Source organism: Pseudomonas sp. MF6776 (assembly GCF_016613125.1).
In the GTDB taxonomy this organism is placed as follows: Bacteria; Pseudomonadota; Gammaproteobacteria; order Pseudomonadales; family Pseudomonadaceae; genus Aquipseudomonas; species Aquipseudomonas iridis.
Genome location: NZ_JAENSQ010000001.1, coordinates 380,393 through 402,247 on the forward strand (window position 1 = coordinate 380,393; position 21,855 = coordinate 402,247).

At 59.9% G+C, this 21,855-nt stretch carries 25 protein-coding genes; 12 read left to right on the plus strand and 13 right to left on the minus strand.

From position 1 onward, the window contains the following. Positions 1-3: 3 nt before the first annotated feature. From JJD74_RS01715 to JJD74_RS01735, 5 genes are all read right to left on the minus strand, one after another. Positions 4-1,092 (minus strand): flagellar basal body P-ring protein FlgI, encoded by a 1,089-nt coding sequence (locus JJD74_RS01715; protein ID WP_228732622.1) that lies wholly within the window; start codon positions 1,090-1,092, stop codon positions 4-6. 27 nt (positions 1,093-1,119) lie between these two features. Next, positions 1,120-1,815 carry a flagellar basal body L-ring protein FlgH gene (gene flgH, locus JJD74_RS01720; RefSeq protein WP_042558188.1) on the minus strand — a complete coding sequence of 232 codons (696 nt, stop codon included), beginning with the start codon at positions 1,813-1,815 and terminating at the stop codon, positions 1,120-1,122. Positions 1,816-1,867: 52 nt separating this feature from the next. After that, a complete protein-coding gene (gene flgG, locus JJD74_RS01725; RefSeq protein ID WP_042558187.1) occupies positions 1,868-2,653 on the minus strand; it encodes a flagellar basal-body rod protein FlgG in 786 nt (261 codons plus the stop codon). A gap of 45 nt (positions 2,654-2,698) precedes the next feature. Then, complete coding sequence (locus JJD74_RS01730; protein WP_042558186.1) at positions 2,699-3,439, minus strand: flagellar basal body rod protein FlgF; 741 nt, start codon at positions 3,437-3,439, stop codon at positions 2,699-2,701. A gap of 311 nt (positions 3,440-3,750) precedes the next feature. Continuing rightward, positions 3,751-5,310 carry a sigma-54-dependent phenylalanine hydroxylase transcriptional regulator PhhR gene (locus JJD74_RS01735; protein WP_042558185.1) on the minus strand — a complete coding sequence of 520 codons (1,560 nt, stop codon included), beginning with the start codon at positions 5,308-5,310 and terminating at the stop codon, positions 3,751-3,753. Between the two features lie 376 nt (positions 5,311-5,686). Between JJD74_RS01735 and phhA the strand changes: the two genes are divergently transcribed. The 6 genes from phhA to JJD74_RS01760 all read left to right on the plus strand — a co-directional run bounded on the left by phhA (position 5,687) and on the right by JJD74_RS01760 (position 10,087). Continuing rightward, positions 5,687-6,478 carry a phenylalanine 4-monooxygenase gene (gene phhA / locus JJD74_RS01740; RefSeq protein ID WP_042558184.1) on the plus strand — a complete coding sequence of 264 codons (792 nt, stop codon included), beginning with the start codon at positions 5,687-5,689 and terminating at the stop codon, positions 6,476-6,478. 110 nt (positions 6,479-6,588) lie between these two features. Beyond that, positions 6,589-6,945, plus strand: coding sequence for a 4a-hydroxytetrahydrobiopterin dehydratase (locus JJD74_RS01745; protein WP_042558183.1), 357 nt, complete (start codon positions 6,589-6,591; stop codon positions 6,943-6,945). Next, positions 6,945-8,138, plus strand: coding sequence for an amino acid aminotransferase (locus JJD74_RS01750; protein WP_042558182.1), 1,194 nt, complete (start codon positions 6,945-6,947; stop codon positions 8,136-8,138). Before JJD74_RS01745 ends, JJD74_RS01750 begins: the two co-directional genes overlap by 1 nt. A gap of 260 nt (positions 8,139-8,398) precedes the next feature. Then, positions 8,399-8,530: a hypothetical protein gene (locus JJD74_RS31110; protein ID WP_258558327.1), complete on the plus strand. Its 132-nt coding sequence runs from the start codon at positions 8,399-8,401 to the stop codon at positions 8,528-8,530. Between the two features lie 72 nt (positions 8,531-8,602). Further along, entirely contained in the window at positions 8,603-8,785 is a 183-nt protein-coding gene (locus JJD74_RS01755; protein WP_042558181.1) for a hypothetical protein, read from the plus strand. Between the two features lie 114 nt (positions 8,786-8,899). Next, the gene (locus tag JJD74_RS01760; RefSeq protein WP_200610954.1) at positions 8,900-10,087 is read left to right on the plus strand and encodes an MFS transporter; all 1,188 of its coding nucleotides are present in this window, start codon (positions 8,900-8,902) and stop codon (positions 10,085-10,087) included. Here JJD74_RS01760 and arfB read toward each other — a convergent pair. Continuing rightward, entirely contained in the window at positions 10,084-10,497 is a 414-nt protein-coding gene (arfB, locus tag JJD74_RS01765; protein WP_042558179.1) for an alternative ribosome rescue aminoacyl-tRNA hydrolase ArfB, read from the minus strand. The genes JJD74_RS01760 and arfB overlap by 4 nt on opposite strands. A 227-nt stretch (positions 10,498-10,724) precedes the next feature. Continuing rightward, positions 10,725-12,146, minus strand: a complete 1,422-nt coding sequence (locus tag JJD74_RS01770; protein WP_115147837.1) for an amino acid permease — start codon at positions 12,144-12,146, stop codon at positions 10,725-10,727. Between the two features lie 892 nt (positions 12,147-13,038). Between JJD74_RS01770 and JJD74_RS01775 the strand changes: the two genes are divergently transcribed. Next, entirely contained in the window at positions 13,039-13,176 is a 138-nt protein-coding gene (locus JJD74_RS01775) for a hypothetical protein (protein WP_042558177.1), read from the plus strand. Between the two features lie 72 nt (positions 13,177-13,248). Further along, on the plus strand, positions 13,249-14,214 hold the full coding sequence (locus JJD74_RS01780; protein WP_200610833.1) for a leucyl aminopeptidase: 966 nt from the start codon (positions 13,249-13,251) through the stop codon (positions 14,212-14,214). Between the two features lie 197 nt (positions 14,215-14,411). Here JJD74_RS01780 and rluB read toward each other — a convergent pair whose 3' ends face one another. From rluB to JJD74_RS01810, 6 genes are all read right to left on the minus strand, one after another. Further along, positions 14,412-15,629, minus strand: coding sequence for a 23S rRNA pseudouridine(2605) synthase RluB (gene rluB, locus JJD74_RS01785; protein ID WP_200610835.1), 1,218 nt, complete (start codon positions 15,627-15,629; stop codon positions 14,412-14,414). A gap of 154 nt (positions 15,630-15,783) precedes the next feature. After that, positions 15,784-15,975: a DUF1289 domain-containing protein gene (locus JJD74_RS01790; protein WP_007919669.1), complete on the minus strand. Its 192-nt coding sequence runs from the start codon at positions 15,973-15,975 to the stop codon at positions 15,784-15,786. A gap of 143 nt (positions 15,976-16,118) precedes the next feature. Beyond that, positions 16,119-17,108: an SMC-Scp complex subunit ScpB gene (gene scpB / locus JJD74_RS01795; RefSeq protein WP_200610847.1), complete on the minus strand. Its 990-nt coding sequence runs from the start codon at positions 17,106-17,108 to the stop codon at positions 16,119-16,121. 11 nt (positions 17,109-17,119) lie between these two features. Next, on the minus strand, positions 17,120-17,818 hold the full coding sequence (locus tag JJD74_RS01800) for a segregation and condensation protein A (protein ID WP_181818527.1): 699 nt from the start codon (positions 17,816-17,818) through the stop codon (positions 17,120-17,122). A gap of 123 nt (positions 17,819-17,941) precedes the next feature. Beyond that, entirely contained in the window at positions 17,942-18,571 is a 630-nt protein-coding gene (locus JJD74_RS01805) for an L-threonylcarbamoyladenylate synthase (RefSeq protein WP_200610858.1), read from the minus strand. 13 nt (positions 18,572-18,584) lie between these two features. After that, positions 18,585-19,448 carry a PHP domain-containing protein gene (locus tag JJD74_RS01810; protein WP_042558170.1) on the minus strand — a complete coding sequence of 288 codons (864 nt, stop codon included), beginning with the start codon at positions 19,446-19,448 and terminating at the stop codon, positions 18,585-18,587. An 87-nt stretch (positions 19,449-19,535) separates the two neighbouring features. Here JJD74_RS01810 and JJD74_RS01815 point away from each other — a divergent pair, with 87 nt between their 5' ends. From JJD74_RS01815 to JJD74_RS01830, 4 genes are all read left to right on the plus strand, one after another. Then, on the plus strand, positions 19,536-20,132 hold the full coding sequence (locus JJD74_RS01815; protein WP_042558169.1) for a septation protein A: 597 nt from the start codon (positions 19,536-19,538) through the stop codon (positions 20,130-20,132). 1 nt (position 20,133) lies between these two features. Next, a complete protein-coding gene (locus JJD74_RS01820) occupies positions 20,134-20,433 on the plus strand; it encodes a YciI family protein (protein ID WP_016987935.1) in 300 nt (99 codons plus the stop codon). Between the two features lie 150 nt (positions 20,434-20,583). Beyond that, the gene (locus JJD74_RS01825) at positions 20,584-20,994 is read left to right on the plus strand and encodes a translation initiation factor 2 (RefSeq protein WP_200610861.1); all 411 of its coding nucleotides are present in this window, start codon (positions 20,584-20,586) and stop codon (positions 20,992-20,994) included. A 7-nt stretch (positions 20,995-21,001) separates the two neighbouring features. Further along, positions 21,002-21,679, plus strand: a complete 678-nt coding sequence (locus JJD74_RS01830) for a response regulator transcription factor (protein ID WP_047300242.1) — start codon at positions 21,002-21,004, stop codon at positions 21,677-21,679. Positions 21,680-21,855 lie beyond the last annotated feature (176 nt).

Below are 21,855 nucleotides of genomic sequence, written 5' to 3' on the forward strand. Positions count from 1 at the left end.
TCCTCAGATCACGATCAGGTCGGCTTGCAACGCACCGGCCTGTTTCAGTGCTTCAAGAATCGCCATCAGGTCGCCCGGTGCCGCGCCGACCTGGTTCACCGCTCGAACGATCTCGTCGAGAGTGGTGCCCGGGCCGAACTTGAACATCGGTTTGGCTTCCTGTTCGGCATTCACTCGCGAACGCGGCACAACAGCGGTCTGGCCGTTGGACAACGGACCTGGCTGGCTGACGATCGGGTCTTCGGTGATGGTCACGGTCAGGCTGCCGTGAGTCACGGCGGCTGGCGAAACCTTCACGTTCTGGCCGATGACGATGGTGCCGGTGCGCGAGTTGATGATGACTTTGGCGACGGCCTGACCCGGATCGACTTCGAGGTTTTCCAGGATCGACAGATAGTCGACACGCTGGCTCGGATCGAGCGGCGCGGTCACGCGAATCGAACCGCCGTCGATGGCTTGTGCGACGCCAGGGCCAAGCATGTCGTTGATCTTGTCGACGATGCGTTTGGCGGTGGTGAAGTCGGAGCGATTGAGGTTCAGCGTCAGGCTGTTGCCCTGGTTGAAACCGCTCGGCACTGAACGCTCAACCGACGCACCGCCAGGGATGCGACCGGCCGACGGAACGTTGACGGTAATCTTCGAACCGTCACGACCTTCAGCGTCGAAACCACCGACAACAAGGTTGCCCTGAGCAATGGCGTAGACGTTGCCGTCGATACCCTTGAGCGGGGTCAGCAACAGTGTGCCGCCGCGCAGGCTCTTGGAGTTACCGATCGACGAAACGGTGATGTCGACCTGCTGACCCGGCTTGGCGAACGCCGGCAGATCGGCACTGATCGACACCGCCGCGACGTTCTTCAACTGCACGTTGCCCGATCCCGGCGGCACCTTGATGCCGAACTGCGAGAGCATGTTGTTGAAGGTCTGCAGGGTGAACGGCGTCTGCGTCGTCTGGTCACCGGTGCCATTAAGCCCGACCACCAGGCCATAGCCGATCAACTGGTTGGAACGCACGCCGGAAATACTGGCGATGTCTTTCAACCGTTCGGCGTGTGCAGTGAAGGCCACCGACAACATAACGGCAGCCAGCATGAGGCTCTTGAAATTCAACGTAGCCACCTAGAAAGGGAACAGCGGGCTGAGGAAGAAGCGGTCGAACCAGCCTGGCTGACTCGTGTCGGCAAACGCGCCGGTACCCGAATAGGTGATGCGTGCATCGGCGACGCGAGTCGACGACACGGTGTTGTCGGTGGCAATGTCATCGGCGCGAACCATACCGGCGATGCGCACCAGTTCGTCGCCGGTGTTCAGCGTCAGCCACTTCTCGCCGCGCACGGCGATGATGCCGTTAGGCAAGACGTCGGCGACGGTTACGGTGATCGAACCGGTCAGGCTGTTGCTCTGTCCCGACTTGGCGTCACCCTTGGTCGAGCGGTCGGCGCTGTAGCCGGCGTTCAGGCTCAGGTCGCCGCCACCAATCGGGTTGTTGGTGGTCAGGCTGGAACCGAACAACGAGGTCAAACCGATCGAGTTGTCGCTGTTCTTGTCCATCTGCGAGTTGGCGTTCTTGCTCGCCTGGGTACGCTCGTTCAGGGTGATGGTGATGATGTCACCGACCCGGAACGCCTTGCGGTCGCTGTACAGGTTCTGCTCGAAACCGGCCTGATAGATCGAGCCATTGTTGGCAGCCGCCGGCAACGGCGTGCGCGGCAACACCGGAGCGTAGTAAGGGTCATTGGGCTTGGGCGTCGGGGCGACGCAGCCCGCGAGCGAGACGACCCCACTCAATGCCAGAACAGATACAAAGCGATTCATGACCCTACCTCACGGTGTTGCAGGCGACCTCATGGCCGCCTCATAGACTTGATTACAGATTCTGCGTTACGAACGAGAGCATCTGGTCGGCGGTGGAGATCACCTTGGAGTTCATCTCGTAAGCGCGCTGAGTGGTGATCATGTTGACCATCTCTTCAACGGTGCTGACGTTGGACGTTTCCAGCGTGTTCTGCAGCGTGGTGCCGAACCCGGCCAGGCCCGGAGTACCGACCTGCGGCGCGCCGGAAGCGGCGGTTTCCAGGAACAGGTTGTTGCCCACGGCTTGCAGACCGGCCGGGTTGATGAAGTCAGCGGTCTGCAGGTTGCCGATCACTTGCGAGGCAGCGTTGCCCGGCAGCGTGACGGAAACGGTGCCGTCATTGCCGACGGTGAAGGTTTGCGCGTCGTTCGGGATAACGATTGCAGGCTCCAGAGCGAAACCACTGGCGTTGACGATCTGGCCATTGGAGTCGAGGTGGAACGTACCGTCACGGGTGTAGGACGTGGTGCCGTCCGGCTGCAGGATCTGGAAGAAACCGCGACCGTTGATGGCCATGTCCAGCGGTTGCTCGGTGGTCTGCAGGCTGCCGGCGGTGAAGTTTTTCTGGGTGCCGACGATGCGCACACCGGTACCCACTTGCAGACCCGACGGCAGTTCGCTGTCCTGAGTCGACTGGGCGCCTGGCTGGCGTTTGATCTGGTACAGCAAGTCCTGGAACTCGGCGCGGTCACGTTTGAAACCCGTGGTCGAGACGTTCGCCAGGTTGTTGGAAATGGTGGTCAGGTTAGTGTCCTGAGCGGACAGACCCGTTTTGGCAACCCATAGAGCCGGAAGCATTCGATTCTCCTCGTGCGCCTGTTTTACGGCGCGACGTTCTGATAATTAGCTGATCTGCAAGACCCGAGCCATGGCCTGGTCGTCGTCTTTGGCGGTGTTCATCATCTTGACGTGCAACTCGAACTGCTTGGCCAGGGCCAGCACCGAAGTCATCTCTTCGACGGCATTGACGTTGCTCGACTCAAGGAAACCCGACACCAGTTTGACGTTGGCATCAGCCTGCGCCGGCTGGCCGTCCTTGGTGTAGATCGAGCCGTCGAGGCCTTTATTCATGTTCTTGATGTCCGGGTTGACCAGTTTGATCCGATCGACTTCGGCCATCACACGCGGGCCTTCGCCCATCGCACGAATACTGATGGTGCCGTCTTCACCGACTTCGATCTGCTGCTCGGGCGGCACGGCGATCGGACCACCATTGCCCATCACCGGCATGCCGTTGCCGGCGCGCAATACACCGAGGGCATCGACGTTGAGGCTGCCGGTGCGCACGTAGCTTTCGCCGCCGCTCGGGTTCTGCACGGCGATCCAGCCGTTGCCGGTCACGGCGACGTCCAGGTCACGTCCGGTCTGCACCAGCGAGCCCGGAGTGAAGTCGGTGGCGGGCCGCTCGCTCATGGCAAACGCACGCGCCGGAAAGCTGTCACCGAACACCGGCATCGAACGCGCCTGCTCCAGGTCGCGCTGAAAACCGTTGGTGGAAATGTTCGCCAGGTTGTTGGCATGAGCCCTTTGCGCCAGCGCGTTTTGGCTCGCGCCGGTCATTGCTACATAAAGGTACTTGTCCACGCTCTTTCCTCTGCATGCCGGACGTTTGCCGCCCACTGCTGTACTGCTGAGCCATAAGCAATTTGCAGACCAACTTTTTTCTGGCAGCGCGAAGCCCGGCAAACAAAGGACTTGAGGGGGATTGCGGGGAAAGGGGAAATGTATCGAAGTCGAAAAACCGGCGGTGTTGTGCCGGTAGGTGGCAAAGGCTGACACCGACTTTGTCTGCAATGCCGCCTTCGCGAGCAGGCTCCCTCCCACAGGGGAATGCATTGCAACTGTGGGAGCGAGCCTGCTCGCGAAGAGGCCATCAAAGCCAATGGAGTTTTTGACTATGACTCAGACTTGCCAACCTCATACTCTCGCAATTTATTGGCAATGGTCGTGTGCGAGACGCCCAGTCGCTTGCCCAACTGCCGACTGCTCGGGTGCTCCGAATACAATCGCTCCAACACGGCTTTCTCGAAGCGCCCGACGATCTCGTCCAGCCCGCCCTCCAGCGAAAAATCGCCAAGCGGCTGACGCACGCCGTAATCCGGCAGACGAATATGTTCGGCTTTGACCATACCGCCGTCACACAGCGAAACGGCCTGGAACAGCACGTTTTCCAACTGCCGCACGTTGCCCGGCCAGTGGTAATGGCTGAGCCGATCCATCGCCGCCGGCGCCAGTTTCGGCAGCGAACAGCCGATCTGCCGACTGGCCTGATCGAGGAAGTGCTCCACCAGCGGCGTCAAACCGTCGAGGCATTCGCGCAGCGGTGGAATGTGCAGCGACAGCACGTTCAAGCGGTGATACAGATCCTGGCGAAACTCGCCCCGCGCGCACAATTCGGACAGGTCCACCTGCGTCGCGCAAATCACCCGTACATCCAGATAAACCTCTTCATCACTGCCAACGCGACGGAAGCAGCCGTCCTGCAGAAAGCGCAGCAGTTTGACCTGGAGGCGCGGACTCATCTCACCCACGCCATCGAGAAACAGCGTCCCCCCTGCCGTCAATTCCAGCAGACCAAGCTTGCCTTCGGCCCGCGCACCTTCGAAAGCACCAGGGCCATAACCGAACAGTTCGGTCTCGGCCATCGACTCCGGCAGACCCGCGCAGTTGAGCGCCATCAGTGGCGACTGCCCGCGCGGACTGGCGAGGTGACAGGCGCGCGCCAGCAACTCCTTGCCCGTGCCGGTTTCGCCTTCTATCAATAGAGGTGCATCGAGCGGCGCCATCCGCCGTGCTTCACGCACCACTGCGGCCATGACTTTGGAGCTCTGGAAAATGCTGTCGAACCCGCGCAGCTCCTGCTTGCGCACATTGTAGATGCGCTCGCCGACGCGGTCGGCGCGGTGCAGGGTCAACACCGCACCGGCCATGGCCTCGCTGTCGTCGTGTTCCGATTGCAGCGGGGCGATATCGGCCAGAAACACGTCGCCCTTGACCTTGACCCGCATGCCGTTGATTCGCGATTTATTTGCTCGCACCAGTTCCGGCAAATCGAAATCTTCGGCATAGCGCGACAGTGGAATCCCCGGTACTTCATCGACCCGCACGCCGAGCAACTGTGCCGCCGCGCGGTTGGCGGCGACGATCGAGCCGCCCATGTCGATCGACAGCACCGGAAACTCCAGCGCACCGAGCAATGCGTTCAATTCCATGTGCCGGCGCTCGCTCGGCATCAACCCTACCCGCTTGACGCCGAACACCCCGGCAATCGCTTCGAATTTCGGCCGCAGCGCCTGGAACTGGATATTGATCAGGTTCGGACAATGCAGATAGATCGCGTTGCCATGCTCACCGCCGACCTCGCCGCGCGCGACGTTGATCCCGTACGCCACCAGCAAGTTGAGGATGTCGCGCAGGATGCCGATGCGGTTCTGGCAGTGGACTTTGATACGCATATAAATGACCCGACAGACCAGTAAAAAGGTTGAACACAGACCCTGTGGGAGCGAGCCTGCTCGCGAAGGCGGCGTCACATTCAGCAGTGATGTCTCAGACAAACCGTATTCGCGAGCAGGCTCGCTCCCACAGGGGATACTTTCTGCCGAGGCACGCAGATAGTTGTCAAGATTATGTGACAGCTACCGACCTTTTCAAACCCGTGAATCACTGTAAACGCGAGATATTCGTCAAAGCGTAACGATTACTTTACGAATTAAAGAGAAATTTCCTACGCGCAGGTGATTCAACCTGCTGCACATCAACGCGCTCTCAGGTAATTCTGAGTCCATCGCTGGACATAACAAGAACGAATTCCCCTAGCAGGAGAGCAGTATGAAGCAGACGCAATACGTGGCCCGCGAGCCCGATGCGCAAGGTTTTATCGACTACCCCGCCGAAGAACACGCGGTGTGGAACACGCTGATCACTCGCCAACTGAAAGTGCTTGAGGGTCGTGCGTGCCAGGAGTACCTGGACGGTATCGAAAAACTCGGTCTGCCCCACGACCGCATTCCGCAACTGGGCGAGATCAACAAAGTGCTCGGCGAGACCACCGGCTGGCAGGTCGCCCGTGTACCGGCGCTGATCCCTTTCCAGACCTTCTTCGAATTGCTCGCCAGCAAACAATTTCCGGTGGCCACGTTCATTCGCACCCGCGAAGAGCTCGACTACCTGCAAGAGCCGGATATTTTCCACGAGATTTTTGGTCACTGCCCGCTGCTGACCAACCCGTGGTTCGCCGAATTCACTCACACCTACGGCAAACTCGGCCTGCAAGCCACCAAGGAAGAGCGCGTTTATCTCGCGCGTCTGTACTGGATGACCATCGAGTTCGGCCTGGTCGACACCCCGCAAGGCAAGCGCATCTACGGCGGTGGCATCCTGTCTTCGCCCAAAGAAACTGTTTATTCGTTGTCGGACGAGCCCGAGCATCAGGCATTCGATCCGCTGGAAGCGATGCGCACGCCGTATCGCATCGACATCCTGCAACCGCTGTACTTTGTCCTGCCGAACCTCAAGCGCCTGTTCGATGTGGCCCATGAAGACATCATGGCCATGGTCAGACAAGGTATGCAGCTAGGTCTGCACGCGCCGAAATTTCCGCCAAAACCAAAAGCGGCGTGACCCGCCACTTTTGCTGACAAGTGAGTCTGTCAGTTGCCGCCACTTTGCTTTAGCGTGGCGGCATTGACGACCAATATAAAAAAACACCTCCAGATTTCAGGAAGCCCACCATGTCTACTTTGAACCAAGCCCACTGCGAAGCCTGCCGCGCCGATGCGCCACAAGTCAGCGACGAAGAACTGCCGATCCTGATCAAGCAGATCCCTGACTGGAACATCGAAGTCCGCGATGGCGTGATGCAACTGGAAAAACTGTTCCTGTTCAAAAACTTCAAGCACGCGCTGGCCTTCACCAACGCCGTCGGCGAGATCTCCGAGGCCGAAGGTCACCACCCGGGCCTGCTGACCGAATGGGGCAAAGTTACCGTGACCTGGTGGAGCCACTCGATCAAAGGCCTGCACCGCAACGACTTCATCATGGCCGCGCGCACCGATGAAGTGGCCAAGACCGCTGAAGGACGCAAGTAATGCACTTTGACGCCATCGGCCGGGTACCCGGCGACCCTATCCTCGGTTTGATGGAGGCGTATGCGCAGGACCCTAACCCGCGCAAATTCGACCTGGGCGTTGGCGTCTACAAGGACGCCCAGGGCCTGACGCCGATCCCTGAAGCGGTGAAAATCGCCGAGGCGCGGCTGGTCGAAAGCCAGGACACCAAAACCTACATCGGTGGCCACGGCAATCCGTTGTTCGGCAAGGTCATCAACGAGCTGGTGCTTGGCGCTGGTTCGAAACTGCTCGCCGAGCAGCGTGCAGGCGCCACTCAGACGCCGGGCGGCACCGGTGCCCTGCGTCTGGCTGCCGACTTCATCGCCCAATGCCTGCCGGGCAAAGGTGTATGGCTGAGCAATCCGACCTGGCCGATCCACGAAACCATTTTTGCGGCGGCCGGGGTCAAGGCCAGTCACTACCCTTATGTGGGCAGCGACAACCGTCTCGACGTCGAAGCGATGCTCGCGGTGCTCAATGAAGTGCCGAAGGGCGACGTGGTGTTGCTGCATGCGTGCTGCCACAACCCGACCGGTTTTGACCTCAGCCATGACGACTGGCAGCGTGTGCTGGACGTCGTGCGCAGCCGTGATTTGTTGCCGCTGATCGACTTCGCCTATCAGGGCTTTGGCGATGGCCTGGAGCAGGATGCGTGGTCAACCCGGTTATTCGCCGCTGAACTGCCTGAGCTGTTGATCACCAGTTCCTGCTCGAAAAACTTCGGCCTGTATCGCGACCGTACCGGTGCGCTGATCGTCTGCGCGAAAAGCGCCGACAAGCTCATCGATATCCGCAGCCAACTGGCCAACATCGCCCGCAATTTGTGGTCGACGCCGCCGGATCATGGTGCAGCTGTGGTCGCGACGATCCTCGCTGATCCAGAGCTCAAAGCCCGTTGGGCCGACGAAGTGGAAGCCATGCGCTTGCGTATTGCGCAATTGCGCAGCGGCCTGGTCGAAGCGCTGGAGCCGCACGGGTTGCGCGAGCGTTTTGCACACATTGGCGTGCAGCGCGGGATGTTCTCCTACACCGGCCTGTCGCCGGAGCAAGTGAAACAACTGCGCGAGCATCACAGTGTGTACATGGTGAGTTCGGGTCGGGCCAACGTTGCCGGCATCGATGCGACACGCCTGGCGCTGCTGGCCGACGCAATCGCCGACGTCTGCAAGTAACACCGCAATACCCTGTAGGAGCTGCCGCAGGCTGCGATCTTTTGATCTTTTTTAAAGCAAGATCAAAAGATCGCAGCCTGCGGTAGCTCCTGCATTTGTTTTTGCAGCAATCTTTTGCTTCCCGCCCTCCCCCTGCGGCCATTTGTCGCAATAAATTGAATTAAAAGTCTGATTGTCATTTTTCCTGCTGTATCCTGCGCAGGCTTTCTGAAAGCGCGGATCTACCAGATCTATCAACAGACTTAGCGAGGAGCGCAACCATGCACGAGATTCCTAATCTCCCCTTCCCAAGCCTGCACGAGCCTGAGCAGACGACCATGCAACAAGCCGGCGCCGCACAGGCCGAGCCTGAAGAAGCTGCTGAGAGCCGTCCGGCCGACAGCGAAGAGTAAGCAACACCCGCCGTACAGACCGTGTGGAAAGCGCTAAGATGCGCTTTCCACACTGCCTGAACCGAGCCCGCCATGACCGACGAATTCTCCGAAAGCCAAGCTGCCGTCCTGATCGGCGCCACCGAGAAAATGATCGAGATCTGGAGCCGCCTCTCTCCCGAGAAACAAGCCGCCCTGCTCGCCCGTTTCGGCAGCGAAGAAAATGCCCTCGCTGCACTGGTCACCACGCAACTGGTTGCTCCCGCCAAACCATGAAGTCGCCGCCAGGCAAATAGTTTTACTTTTCCCGCCCCAGATTTTTTCTCGCCGGTATCATGAGCAGCCTATCTATTGTGCTGCTCCCGTGGATCTTTCCCCATGTCGTCCTCTATGTCCGAGCCCCAGCGCCCTATGAAGGTTACGCTGCAGGTTGTTTCCATCGTCCTCTTCACCTTTATCGGTTATCTGAACATCGGCATTCCGCTCGCGGTGCTGCCGGGCTATGTCCACAGTGATCTGGGTTTTGGCGCGGTCGTCGCCGGGCTGGTGATCAGTGTGCAATACCTCGCCACCCTGCTCAGCCGCCCGTACGCCGGCAAGATCATCGACAACAAGGGCAGCAAGCTGGCCGTCATGTATGGCCTGGCCGGTTGTGGCCTTAGCGGCGTGTTCATGCTGATTTCCGCGTGGACGCCGAACCTGCCGGTGCTTAGCCTGATCAGCCTGTTGATCGGGCGTCTGGTATTGGGCAGCGCCGAAAGCCTGGTTGGCTCCGGCTCGATTGGCTGGGGCATCGGCCGCGTCGGCGCAGCGAACACCGCCAAAGTCATCTCGTGGAATGGCATCGCCAGTTACGGCGCACTGGCGATCGGCGCGCCGTTCGGGGTGTGGCTGGTCAGTCGACTGGGCTTGTGGAGCATGGGCGTGAGCATCATCTTGCTGGCCGTGCTGGGCCTGCTGCTGGCGTGGCCGAAAACCGCCGCCCCGGTGGTCGCCGGTGAGCGCTTGCCGTTCATGCATGTGCTTGGGCGGGTTTTCCCGCACGGCTGCGGACTGGCGCTGGGCTCGATTGGTTTCGGCACCATCGCCACCTTCATCACCCTGTATTACGCCACGCAACATTGGGACAACGCGGTGTTGTGCCTGAGCCTGTTCGGCGCCAGTTTCATCGGCGCGCGGCTCTTGTTCGGCAACCTGATCAATCGCCTCGGCGGCTTCCGCGTGGCGATTGCCTGCTTGTCGGTAGAGACACTGGGGCTGTTGCTGCTGTGGCTGGCGCCGGATGCGCATTGGGCCTTGGCGGGCGCGGCACTGAGCGGTTTCGGCTTCTCGCTGGTGTTCCCGGCGCTGGGCGTAGAGGCAGTGAATCTGGTGCCTGCGTCCAGCCGGGGCGCGGCAGTCGGCGCCTACTCGCTGTTCATCGACCTGTCGCTGGGGATCACCGGGCCGTTGGCCGGGGCCATTGCTGCCGGATTCGGTTTCGCCTCGATCTTCCTGTTCGCCGCCCTCGCCGCGCTCAGTGGCCTGGCGCTGAGCGTGTACCTGTACAAGCACACGGCGAAATACCGCGAAGACTAGAAATCCACCTTGCCGCGCCCGGCCTTGATGCTGCCGCGCTTGGTTTTCGATTCGAGCCGACGCTTCTTTGAACCGAGGGTCGGCTTGGTCGGGCGACGTTTCTTCTCGACTTTGGTGGCGCTGACGATCAACTCCACCAGACGTTCCAGCGCATCGGCCCGGTTAGCCTCCTGCGTGCGGTATTGCTGGGCCTTGATGATCAACACGCCGTCGCTGGTGATGCGACTGTCGCGCAGCGCCAGCAACCGTTCCTTGTAGAACTCGGGCAAGGACGAGGCCGCAATGTCGAAGCGCAGGTGCATGGCACTGGAGACCTTGTTGACGTTCTGCCCACCGGCACCCTGGGCGCGAATGGCCGTCAATTCGATCTCGGCATCCGGTAGATGCACATTGTTGGAAATCACCAGCATGGAAAAGCGTCCGTATTCAGTGCGCGCAGGATACCGCGAAAATCCTCTCGAACCTGACGAAGATCCACTGTGGGAGCGAGCCTGCTCGCGAATACGCAGTGTCAGTCGAAAATCATTCAGCTGGCGCACCGCCTTCGCAAGCAGGCTCGCTCCCACAGGGAATTTGCAAAAGGCTCAGAAACAACAAACCCGGCACATTGGCCGGGTTTGTTGTTTGTGCAGCTTGCTTACTTGGCGGCAGAACTCGCCGCGTGCAGCGCCTGCTGCGCGCCACGCTTGTTCTTGATCACGTAGCAGACCCACATGAACACGACCCACACCGGAATCGCGTACACCGAGATCTGAATGCCCGGGATCAACAGCATCACGCCGAGAATGAACGCGACGAACGCCAGGCAAACGTAGTTGCCGTACGGATACCACAGAGCCTTGAACAACGGCGTCTGCTTGGTTTTGTTCATGTGCTGACGGAACTTGAAGTGCGAGAAGCTGATCATTGCCCAGTTGATCACCAAGGTCGCCACAACCAGCGACATCAGCAATTCCAGCGCATGCTGCGGGATCAGGTAATTGAGCAGTACCGCCACCAGCGTTACCGCCGCGGAGGCCAGAATCGAACGCACCGGCACGCCGCGCTTGTCGATTTTCGCCAGCGCTTTCGGCGCATCACCCTGCTCGGCCATGCCCAGGAGCATGCGGCTGTTGCAGTAGGTGCCGCTGTTGTATACCGACAGCGCAGCGGTCAGCACCACGAAGTTGAGGATGTGCGCGGCGGTGTTGCTGCCGAGCATCGAGAACACCTGCACGAACGGGCTGCCGCTGTAGGAATCGCCAGACGCGTTGAGGGTTGCCAGCAGACTGTCCCATGGGGTCAGCGACAGCAGGATCACCAGGGCGCCGATGTAGAAAATCAGGATCCGGTAGATCACCTGATTGATCGCTTTCGGGATCACGGTTTTCGGCTTGTCGGCTTCGGCTGCGGTGAAACCGAGCATTTCCAGGCCGCCGAACGAGAACATGATGATCGCCATGGCCATCACCAGACCGCTGACGCCGTTGGGGAAGAAACCACCGTGGGACCACAGGTTGCTGACCGAGGCTTGCGGGCCACCGTTGCCGCTGACCAGCAGGTAGCTGCCGAGGGCAATCATGCCGACAATCGCCACGACCTTGATGATCGCGAACCAGAATTCGGCTTCACCAAAGACTTTGACGTTGGCCAGGTTGATCAGGTTGATCAGCACGAAGAACCCGGCAGCGGACACCCAGGTCGGGATCTCCGGTGCCCAGTAGTGGATGTACTTGCCGACCGCGGTCAGCTCCGACATGCCCACCAGAATGTACAGAATCCAGCAGTTCCAGCCCGACAGGAAACCGGCAAAGCCGCCCCAGTACTTGTGCGCGAAATGGCTGAAGGAACCGGCCACCGGCTCTTCGACGATCATCTCGCCTAACTGGCGCATGATCATGAAGGCGATGAAGCCGCAGATGGCGTAGCCGAGGATCATCGACGGGCCGGCGGATTTCAGGACCCCGGCCGAGCCGAGGAACAATCCTGTACCGATCGCGCCACCGAGGGCGATCAGTTGAATGTGTCGATTTTTCAGGCCGCGTTTCAGCTCGCCTGATTGCGAGGGTTGTCCACTCATGAAAAAGGTCTCACGCAAGGTTTGATGATGTTCAGTAGACGTTGCTGCAAGGTTGCGATTTCAAGCAGCCCCGATCAAACCCCAGCGCAGGCACCAGGAGTTCAGCTTTTTTACAACGGTCATGCGTCACCTGTTTGTTTTTATCTGTGACGAAATCGAACCCGACACGCTTGTGGCGCGGCGGAGTGAACAAGGCGTATAGCCTTGAGATTCATGCGATTACGCAGAGGGTCACAGTTAAAACGCGGCGCATTGTACACCGCTAACCCCCTGCCGCCAGACCCCGCTGGATCAGCGTGTCGGTTGCCGGGATTGCGTGTGTCCGCCTCGAGACGCTCGAGCGGCTGCAAAAATTGAGTCAAGCCTTTGCGGGCCATCGACGGGAACGGTAGGAAAACCGTCCCACGGTGAGAAGTGGAAGTCAGTCACGGCGTTCATTGCGCCTCCTTCTTGTTATGCACCTGCACGGCAGGCATGAGGCGCATCTCACCCTTCAAACGCCTCTGAAACAAGCGCGCCAGAGCCTTGCGCAGCTCCCGGCGGATGGGGCTTCGGCAGGTTTTCCTTACAGCGTTGACATCAGGCTCCTTTCACTGGGGTTTACCGCAGATTTCGTAAACATTTATTTACAGACCGTAACGAAGAGTTTCCATTTCAGAAATTTCTGTCAGACGTCTGCATATTGACGGTAGCTAGCTTGCTAACGATCCGAACGCTTAGTTTTTTGTTTTTAAATAAGAAAACCGCCTTCAAAAAACAGAATAAAAAATCCATTTAAAAATTAAATGAATGATTTTTTGCATTATAAAAATCCCTGAACTAGGTTCTTCACGTCTCGCCGGCCAACTCGACCGGCCAGTCACAACCGTGAAAGTCATCTAGGAGATCGACCATGCAAGCATTGGAAAAAGACTTGGATAGCGAACTGCAACTGGACGAATGGTTTGAAGCACCGACCCACGAGGCCGCCGTAGAAATGATGCAAGCCGACGCGGTCGTTCCGTTCGGCACGGCGATGTGGCCTCTGTAAAGACATCACCGGGCAGGCACGATCCGGCCGGTCGTGCCTGCCGCTTTCTTCACGGTCAGTCAGGGAGGACTCATGGATAAGCCCCGCGCGATCTCGCATTTCCTTTACTACCTCGAACATCATCCAGCCCTCGCCGGCCTCGACTCGGCGCAGGTCTTGCTCGGCCACACCGCCGATTACGAAGCCCTGACCGGCGCGATCGCCGAACAGGCCGGCGATCATCCACGTTTCAACTTCAGCGCCCGGCGCCTGGACCTGGAGAGCACCGCAGCGCTGACTTCGGCGATCACCGACAGCGATCTGTACATTTTCTTCTACGACTCTTCCACCCTGCCTAACCCGCGCCCCGACGGCCCGGAGTTTGTCCGCGCGCTACAAGCGGTCATGGCGCAAAACTGGAAGAAGTCACTGCTGTTCAAGGATTACGGCGATTATTTCTACGACACGTTCAGCGTCACGCCGCAGCGGATTGCCGGACTGAACAGCCACCTGATTCAGCGCATGTCCCAGGCCACCACCCTGAGTTTCAAGGATGACCTCGGCTCATGGTTTGAAACGCCGATGAGCAGCATCAAGAAGTGGACCGACATCAACGGCGTCGGCAACTTCGACCTGGCCCCCGGTGAAATCGCCACCCACAGCGAAGAAATCAACGGCCACGTGAAGTTCAAGGGCACCTTCCTCAGCACCATTCCGTTTGCGCGCAAGTACGGCGTGCTGGAGTCGCCGCTGGAGTTGTGGATCGAAAACTCGACCATCAGCCGCATCGCCACGAATGTGCCGGGCCTGGAGCATGACTTCAACAAATACCTGGATGCGAATCCGTCGAACCGGCGGATTGAGGAACTGGGGATTGGCACCAACGAAGGCGTGAAAGACCTCTATGCGCGCAACGCCGGGTTCGAGGAACGCCATTGCGGCTTGCATCTGGGGCTGGGTGGCGGGGCCAAGGGCAGCCATCACCTGGATCTGATCTTCTCTGGAGGGGTGTTGGCGCTGGACGACAAGCCGGTGTTTGATGGGCGGTTTGTGTTCTAAGCGACTGGCCCCTTCGCGAGCAGGCTCGCTCCCACAGGGGTTTTGTGTACACCGCAGATCCAAGGTGGGAGCGAGCCTGCTCGCGAAGAGGACTTGTCAGACGCTATATGAGTTTCGCCAGACGAAAAAAAACGCCAACCCTGCGGTTGGCGTTTCTGCTTTAGCTTGAAGCTTGCCGCTAGAAGCTCACAGCTGCCTTATTCCGGTTTCTTGCGACCGAAACCCGGACGCTGGCCGGAACCGGCCGGTGCGCCGCGACGCTTGCCCGATGGCTTGTCGTCGGCCAGTTTGATTCCCGGACGCTTCGGTGCAGGCTTGGCCGGACGCTTGTTGGTGGTGTCCGCTGGACGATCCGCCACTGGCGTACCACGACCGGCAGGTGCACCCCGCTCGCCACGCTCGGTGCGACCGTTGACCGGACGGGGAGCGCGCTCGCCGTCACGGGCAACCGGCTTGCGACCCGGACGCTCGCCTTCGATGTGCGGCTCGCGCGATGGACGCGGGCCGGTCGGAGCACCAGCGGCAGGACGCAGCGTACGCACGCGCTCGGTCTTGCCCATCGGGCGCGACGATTTGCGCTGCAGACGCTCAAGCTTGTCTTTGCTCTTGGCGTTCAGTTGCGGCATCGCCACCGGCGTCAGACCCACTTCAGCACTCAGAATGTCGACTTCGTACTGGCTCATTTCGCGCCAGCGGCCCATCGGCAGATCCGAGTTGAGGAACACCGGGCCGAAACGCACGCGCTTCAGACGGCTGACCACCAGGCCCTGGGATTCCCACAGACGACGAACCTCACGGTTACGACCTTCCATCACCACGCAGTGATACCAGTGGTTGAAGCCTTCGCCGCCCGGCGCCTGTTTGATGTCGGTGAACCTGGCAGGACCGTCTTCCAGCACCACGCCCGCCTTCAGGCGCTCGATCATTTCGTCATCGACTTCACCGCGTACACGCACGGCGTACTCGCGGTCCATCTCGTACGACGGGTGCATCAGACGGTTGGCCAGTTCACCATCGGTGGTGAACATCAGCAAACCGGTGGTGTTGATGTCGAGACGACCGATGTTGATCCAGCGCCCTTCTTTCGGACGCGGCAGCTTGTCGAACACGGTCGGACGGCCTTCCGGGTCGTCACGGGTGCAGATCTCGCCATCGGGTTTGTTGTACATGATCACGCGGCGCACCGATTCGGCAGCCTCTTCACGCTTGATCACTTTGCCATCAATGGTGATGGCGTCGAGAATGTCGACGCGCAGACCGAGGGTGGCGTCTTTGCCATTGACCTTGATCCGGCCCTGGGTGATCCAGGCTTCGACGTCACGGCGCGAGCCTACGCCGATACGGGCGAGGACTTTCTGCAGTTTTTCGCCTGCTGGGCCGATTTCCTGGTCGTCTTTCTGATTGATGTCACTCATCTGGGCACCTCCCGGTGTGGTCTGTTCAGCCGTCCTGAGCTGGGCGTCTGAAGCATTGGAATCTGGGTTCTTCACCGAAGGGATCGGCGAAGGGTCGCGAATCATACGCGGATGTGCGGCATCGCGCATCAGAGACTAGTCGATCAGGCCAAGGTTATTTCTTTTTCCGCCGACCGGCGCCACCGAGTTTGATCAGGCGCAATGCGGCTTCGGCCAGTACAGTGCGCTTGTCGTCCTTGTCGAGTTTCTTCCAGGCCTTGATTTCGCGCTTGCTGCGCCCGCAACCGAGGCAGATGTCGTCGGTGAATTTGCAGAGGCTGATGCAGGGGTCTTTTGTAGAACTCATCAGATACTCCAGATGTGCAGCGCTCCATGTGGGAGCGAGCCTGCTCGCGAAAGGGTCCTGCAGTCGACATCATCGTTGCCTGATACACCGCATTCGCGAGCAGGCTCGCTCCCACAGGGGGCAACAGTGTTCTTGAGGAAGGATCAGTCCTCGAACTCGCGACGTTCGGCTTCGATGGCTTCGGCCAGGGCGCGGGCTTCGGCTTCTTCTTCGCTCAACTCCGGTTCGGGTTCTGGCGCGGGTGGCTCCAGAGCCGCCACGGCAGCGAGCAGTTTTTCCCGAGCTTCGGCTACGCCCAGAATGTCCTCTTCAGGTTCGGCTTGCGGCTCTTCTTCGAGTTCAACTTCGTTCACCGGCTCGACAGTTTCGGTCTCGGTCGACGGTGCTTCGGAATCGGAGTCGGCACCGGCATCGGCGCCATCGCGCAACAGATCGTCGAAGTCGGTCTTGATCCCCTCCTCCATGCTGTCCAGCTCCAGCAACAGCGTATGGAAACTGGTTTCTTCTTTCTCTTCCTCCGGCTCGGCGCTGGCGTCGGCCAGTTCCTGCAAGCCTTGCGGCACCGGGGCATCGTCGAAATCGAGTATCGGGTCGGCTTCCATCTCGCGCAGTTCGGCCAGCGGTGGCAGGTCTTCCAGATTCTTCAGGTTGAAGTGATCGAGAAACCCCTTGGTGGTGGCGAACATTGCTGGCTTGCCGGGCACGTCGCGGTAGCCGACGACGCGGATCCACTCGCGTTCGAGCAGGGTTTTGACGATGTTGCTGTTGACTGCTACGCCCCGTACGTCTTCGATTTCGCCACGGGTGATCGGCTGGCGATAGGCGATCAGCGCGATGGTTTCCAGCAAGGCCCGGGAATAACGCTGCGGCCGCTCTTCCCACAGGCGCCCGACCCACGGCGAAAACTTCTCGCGGATCTGCAAGCGATAGCCGGACGAGACCTCTTTGAGCTCGAACGCCCGGCCCTCGCAGGACTTGCCCAGCAGGGTCAGGGCTTTCTTGAAGACTGCCGGTTCAGGCCGTTCGCCTTCTTCGAACAGTTCAAAAAGGCGCTCAAGGGATTGCGGCTTTCCCGAGGCCAACAGAAAGGCTTCAAGCAGGGACGCCAGCTCGCGGGGTTCAGTCAGGTTCATGTTTCGACTCGTTATTCGGCTCGGGCTCGCACGTGGATCGCGGCGAACGGCTCATTCTGCACCAGCTCGACCAAGGATTCCTTGACCAGTTCAAGGATCGCCATAAAGGTCACCACTACACCCAGGCGACCTTCTTCGGCGGTGAACAGCTCGACGAACGGCACAAAACCACCGCCCTTGAGCCGCTCCAGCACGTCGCTCATGCGTTCGCGGGTGGACAGCGCTTCGCGGCTGACCTGATGGCTTTCAAACATGTCGCCACGGCGCAGCACTTCGGCCATGCACATCAAAATCTCTTCCAGCGCCACGTCGGGCAACAACTTGCGCGCCCTGGCTTCGGGGGCGTCGAGCTTGGGCACAACCACATCACGGCCAACCCGGCTCAAGCCGTCGATGCCTTCGGCAGCAGCCTTGAAACGCTCGTACTCCTGCAGGCGACGGATCAGTTCGGCACGCGGGTCGTCCTCTTCCGCCTCGACGGTTTCGGCCCGTGGCAGAAGCATGCGCGATTTGATCTCGGCGAGCATCGCGGCCATCACCAGATACTCGGCGGCCAGTTCCAGACGCACCGACTGCATCAACTCGACGTAGCCCATGTACTGGCGAGTGATTTCCGCCACCGGGATGTCGAGGATGTTGATGTTCTGTTTGCGGATCAGGTACAGCAGCAGGTCGAGCGGGCCTTCGAAGGCCTCAAGAAAGACTTCCAGCGCATCCGGTGGAATGTACAAGTCCAGCGGCATTTCCATGACCGCCTGGCCATAGACCATGGCGAACGGCAGCTCCTGCTGGGCGCCGGCCTGAGGATCGGCAACGGTTTCCACTGCGGACATTCAGGCCTCGACCATGAACGGGGTCGGATCGCCGCAACCGACGCGGACTACTTCAGGATCGTCGCCCGTCAGGTCAATCACGGTGGAGGCCTTGATGCCGCCGAAACCGCCGTCGATGATCAGGTCCACTTGATGCTCAAGCAATTGACGCATTTCGTATGGATCCATCATTGGATCTTCATCACCGGGCATGATCAGCGTAACGCTCATCAGCGGCTCGCCAAGTTCGGCCAGCAGCGCCAGCGCAATCGGATGGCTGGGAACGCGCAAACCGATGGTGCGCTTCTTGGGGTGCAGCAACAGGCGCGGCACTTCACGGGTGGCGTTGAGAATGAAGGTGTACGGTCCCGGCAAATGCGCCTTGAGAATACGGAACGTGCCGGTGTCGATCTTGGCGTAGTTGCCCAGTTGCGACAGGTCGCTGCAGATCAAGGCGAAATTGTGCTTTTCGTCGAGCTGACGCAGGCGTCGAACGCGCTCGATGGCGGTCTTGTCGCCAATTTGGCAACCGATGGCGTAGGAAGAGTCGGTGGGATAAATCACCACCCCGCCCTTGCGGATGATCTCGACCGCCTGTTTGATCAGGCGCGCTTGCGGGTTTTCCGGATGTATCTGGAAAAATTGACTCACGTTCTCTACCTGTTCAGACGGCGGCAATAACTGTGTCATGTTTGAACCGACACCACAGGGGTGGAAGGTCCTCGGGAACCGGCCGGTACTGGCCGATCTCGGACCAACCTCCAGGGCCATGAAAATCACTGCCGGCGCTGACCAGCAGACCGAACTCACGGGCAAGGATTGCCAGGCTGCCCACCTGTTCCGCGGGCTGATGGCCATTGACCACTTCGATCGCGTGCCCGCCCGCTTGAATATAGTCGGCAATCAGCTTTCGGCGTTTGCTGCGCGTGAAATCGTAGTGCCACGGATGCGCCAGGCTGACCCAGGCACCCGCAGCGCGCAGCGTGCCAACGGTGTCTTCGAGCGTCGGCCAGTGTTGCTTGACGTCGCCCAGCTTGCCGGCGCCGAGCCATTTGCGGAAGGCTTCGGCGCGATCCTTTACAAAACCTTCACGGACCATCCAGTCGGCGAAATGCGGACGGGCCGGGGCGTTGCCGCTGTCGCCCAGCTCCTGCTGGATCTGCCTCGCACCATCGAGGGCACCGGGCATGCCCTTGAGGGCGAGTTTGCGGCTTATTTCTTCCGACCGCAGCCAACGCCCATCGTGCAATCTGGCGATCGCCTCGACCAACGGTGCTGCATTGACGTCGAAACCGTAACCCAACACATGAATGGTCGCCCCGCCCCAGGTGCAGGACAACTCGACGCCGTTGACCAGTTGCATCCCCAGCTCGGTCGCGGCCGTGCGCGCTTCGGCGAGACCTTCGAGGGTGTCGTGGTCGGTCAGGGCCAGGACTCGCACGCCGTTCTCGAACGCACGCGCAACCAGAACCGCAGGCGCCAGGGCGCCATCGGAGGCCGTGCTATGGCAGTGCAAATCAACATTCACGGAGAGTTGTAACCTCAAATCAGCGAGCGCTATCGCGCGCCCATATGTTTGTTATTATGCCGCCACATCCAGCTTCTGGCTCTCACTGTGAAACAATTCATCGATTTCATCCCGCTTTTGCTGTTCTTCATCGTTTACAAACTTGATCCACGGGTCGTCGACATCGCTGGCCATGAAGTGACTGTAGGCGGTATTTACAGCGCCACCGCGATGCTGATCATCAGCTCCCTGGTGGTGTACGGCGCGCTTTTCATCCAACAGCGCAAGCTGGAAAAGAGCCAATGGCTGACCCTGATCGCCTGCCTCGTGTTCGGCAGCCTGACACTGGCGTTCCACAGCGAGACCTTCCTGAAATGGAAAGCCCCGGTGGTCAACTGGCTGTTCGCCGTCGCCTTCATCGGCAGCCACTTCATCGGTGACCGCCTGCTGATCAAACGCATCATGGGCCACGCGCTGACCCTGCCGGATCCGGTGTGGACCCGTCTGAACATCGCCTGGATCGCCTTTTTCCTGTTCTGCGGGGCCGCCAACCTGTTCGTCGCCTTCACCTTCCAGAGCATCTGGGTGGACTTCAAGGTGTTCGGCAGCCTGGGCATGACCGTGCTGTTCCTGGTCGCGCAGGGCGTTTACCTGTCCCGTCACCTGCATGACGCCGATACCACAACACCAAAAACCGAGGACTGACATGCTCTACGCAATCATTGCCACCGACGTCGCCAATTCACTGGAAGCTCGCCTGGCTGCGCGCCCTGCGCATCTGGAACGCCTGCAAGCGCTCAAGGGCGAAGGTCGTATCGTATTGGCCGGCCCGCACCCGGCCGTCGACAGCAATGATCCGGGCGCAGCGGGTTTCACCGGCAGCCTGATCGTCGCCGAGTTCGACTCCCTGAGCGCCGCGCAAGCCTGGGCAGATGCCGATCCATACATCGCGGCAGGCGTTTATGCCAACGTGATCGTGAAGCCGTTCAAGCAAGTCCTGCCTTAAAAAGTCCGGTAATGAGGAGATTCATCTCCTCATTACCCGCGACACACCTGCAACACTGAACCTTGTCTGTTCATCACACTCTCAATCGCTCATTATTCTCGTTTGCCTGCCGACAACCTGCCCAATATCCATTTGGAAACAGGTGTCGCGATGCGCAAGGGTCCGTTGTGTCTGATGTTGGTCACGTTGTCGATCATGGCGCCCGCCCATGGTGATGAAACCACCGAAGGCGGCAGCTCCACGCCATTGTCATTAAGTGCCGGCAGCCAGATCACCGAGTTGCAGCAGCGCCTCAAAGTGAGCGAGCAGCAGCGGGAAGAATTGAGCAAACAACTGCAAAATGCCGACAACCAACGTGAAAGCGCTCAGCTCGCCCGGTTGCGCCAAGAGAACCAGCGCCTCAAGCTGCAACTCAAGGAAGCCCAGGCCAGCCCGGGGCCGCGCTTGTTGACCGATCAGCAGCAGTGGTTCGTCACGGGTGCCGGAGTAGCGCTATTGGCGCTGCTCTGCGGTATCTTTGCCAGTGGGGCAAGCCGAAAACGTCGGCAATGGTTAAATTGAGTGAGTCATGAGCGAGCTGTTAATTATTGATGATGACCAGGAGCTGTGTGAGCTCCTGAGCAGTTGGCTAAGCCAGGAAGGCTTCCAGGTACGTGCCTGCCACGATGGCCAGAGCGCCCGCAAGGCCTTGGCCGAAACCGCCCCGGCGGCGGTGGTGCTGGACGTGATGCTGCCCGATGGCAGCGGTCTGGAACTGCTCAAGCAATTGCGCAACGATCACGCCGATCTGCCGGTATTGATGCTATCGGCCCGTGGCGAACCGCTGGACCGGATCCTCGGTCTGGAACTGGGCGCCGACGACTACCTGGCCAAACCGTGTGATCCCCGTGAGCTGACCGCACGCCTGCGCGCCGTACTGCGCCGCAGCCACCCGGCGGCCGTGTCGACGCAGCTTGAACTGGGCGACCTGAGTTTCAGCCCGGTGCGCGGCGTGGTCAGCATCGACGAGAGAGAACTGACCCTCACCGTTTCCGAAAGCCGTCTGCTCGAAGCCCTGCTCAAGCAGCCCGGCGAGCCGCTGGACAAACAGGAACTGGCGCAACTGGCCCTCGGCCGCAAGCTGACCCTGTACGACCGCAGCCTCGACATGCACGTGAGCAACCTGCGCAAAAAAATCGGCCCGCATCCCGATGGGCGCCCGCGCATCGTTGCCTTGCGCAGCCGCGGTTACTTCTACTGCCTCTGACCTGATCCCCCTCCAATGGGACCGCCCCCCCTGTAGCAGCCTTCGGCAGCTCACAGGGGTCTGTGTGTAAGGCTTAAGACAAATCGTCTTTACCCAAGCTTTACCTAGCGCTGACCGCCGCTGACCTTGATCTGCGTAATCTGAACTCATCCGGAACGTACCGGGAACGAGACAAG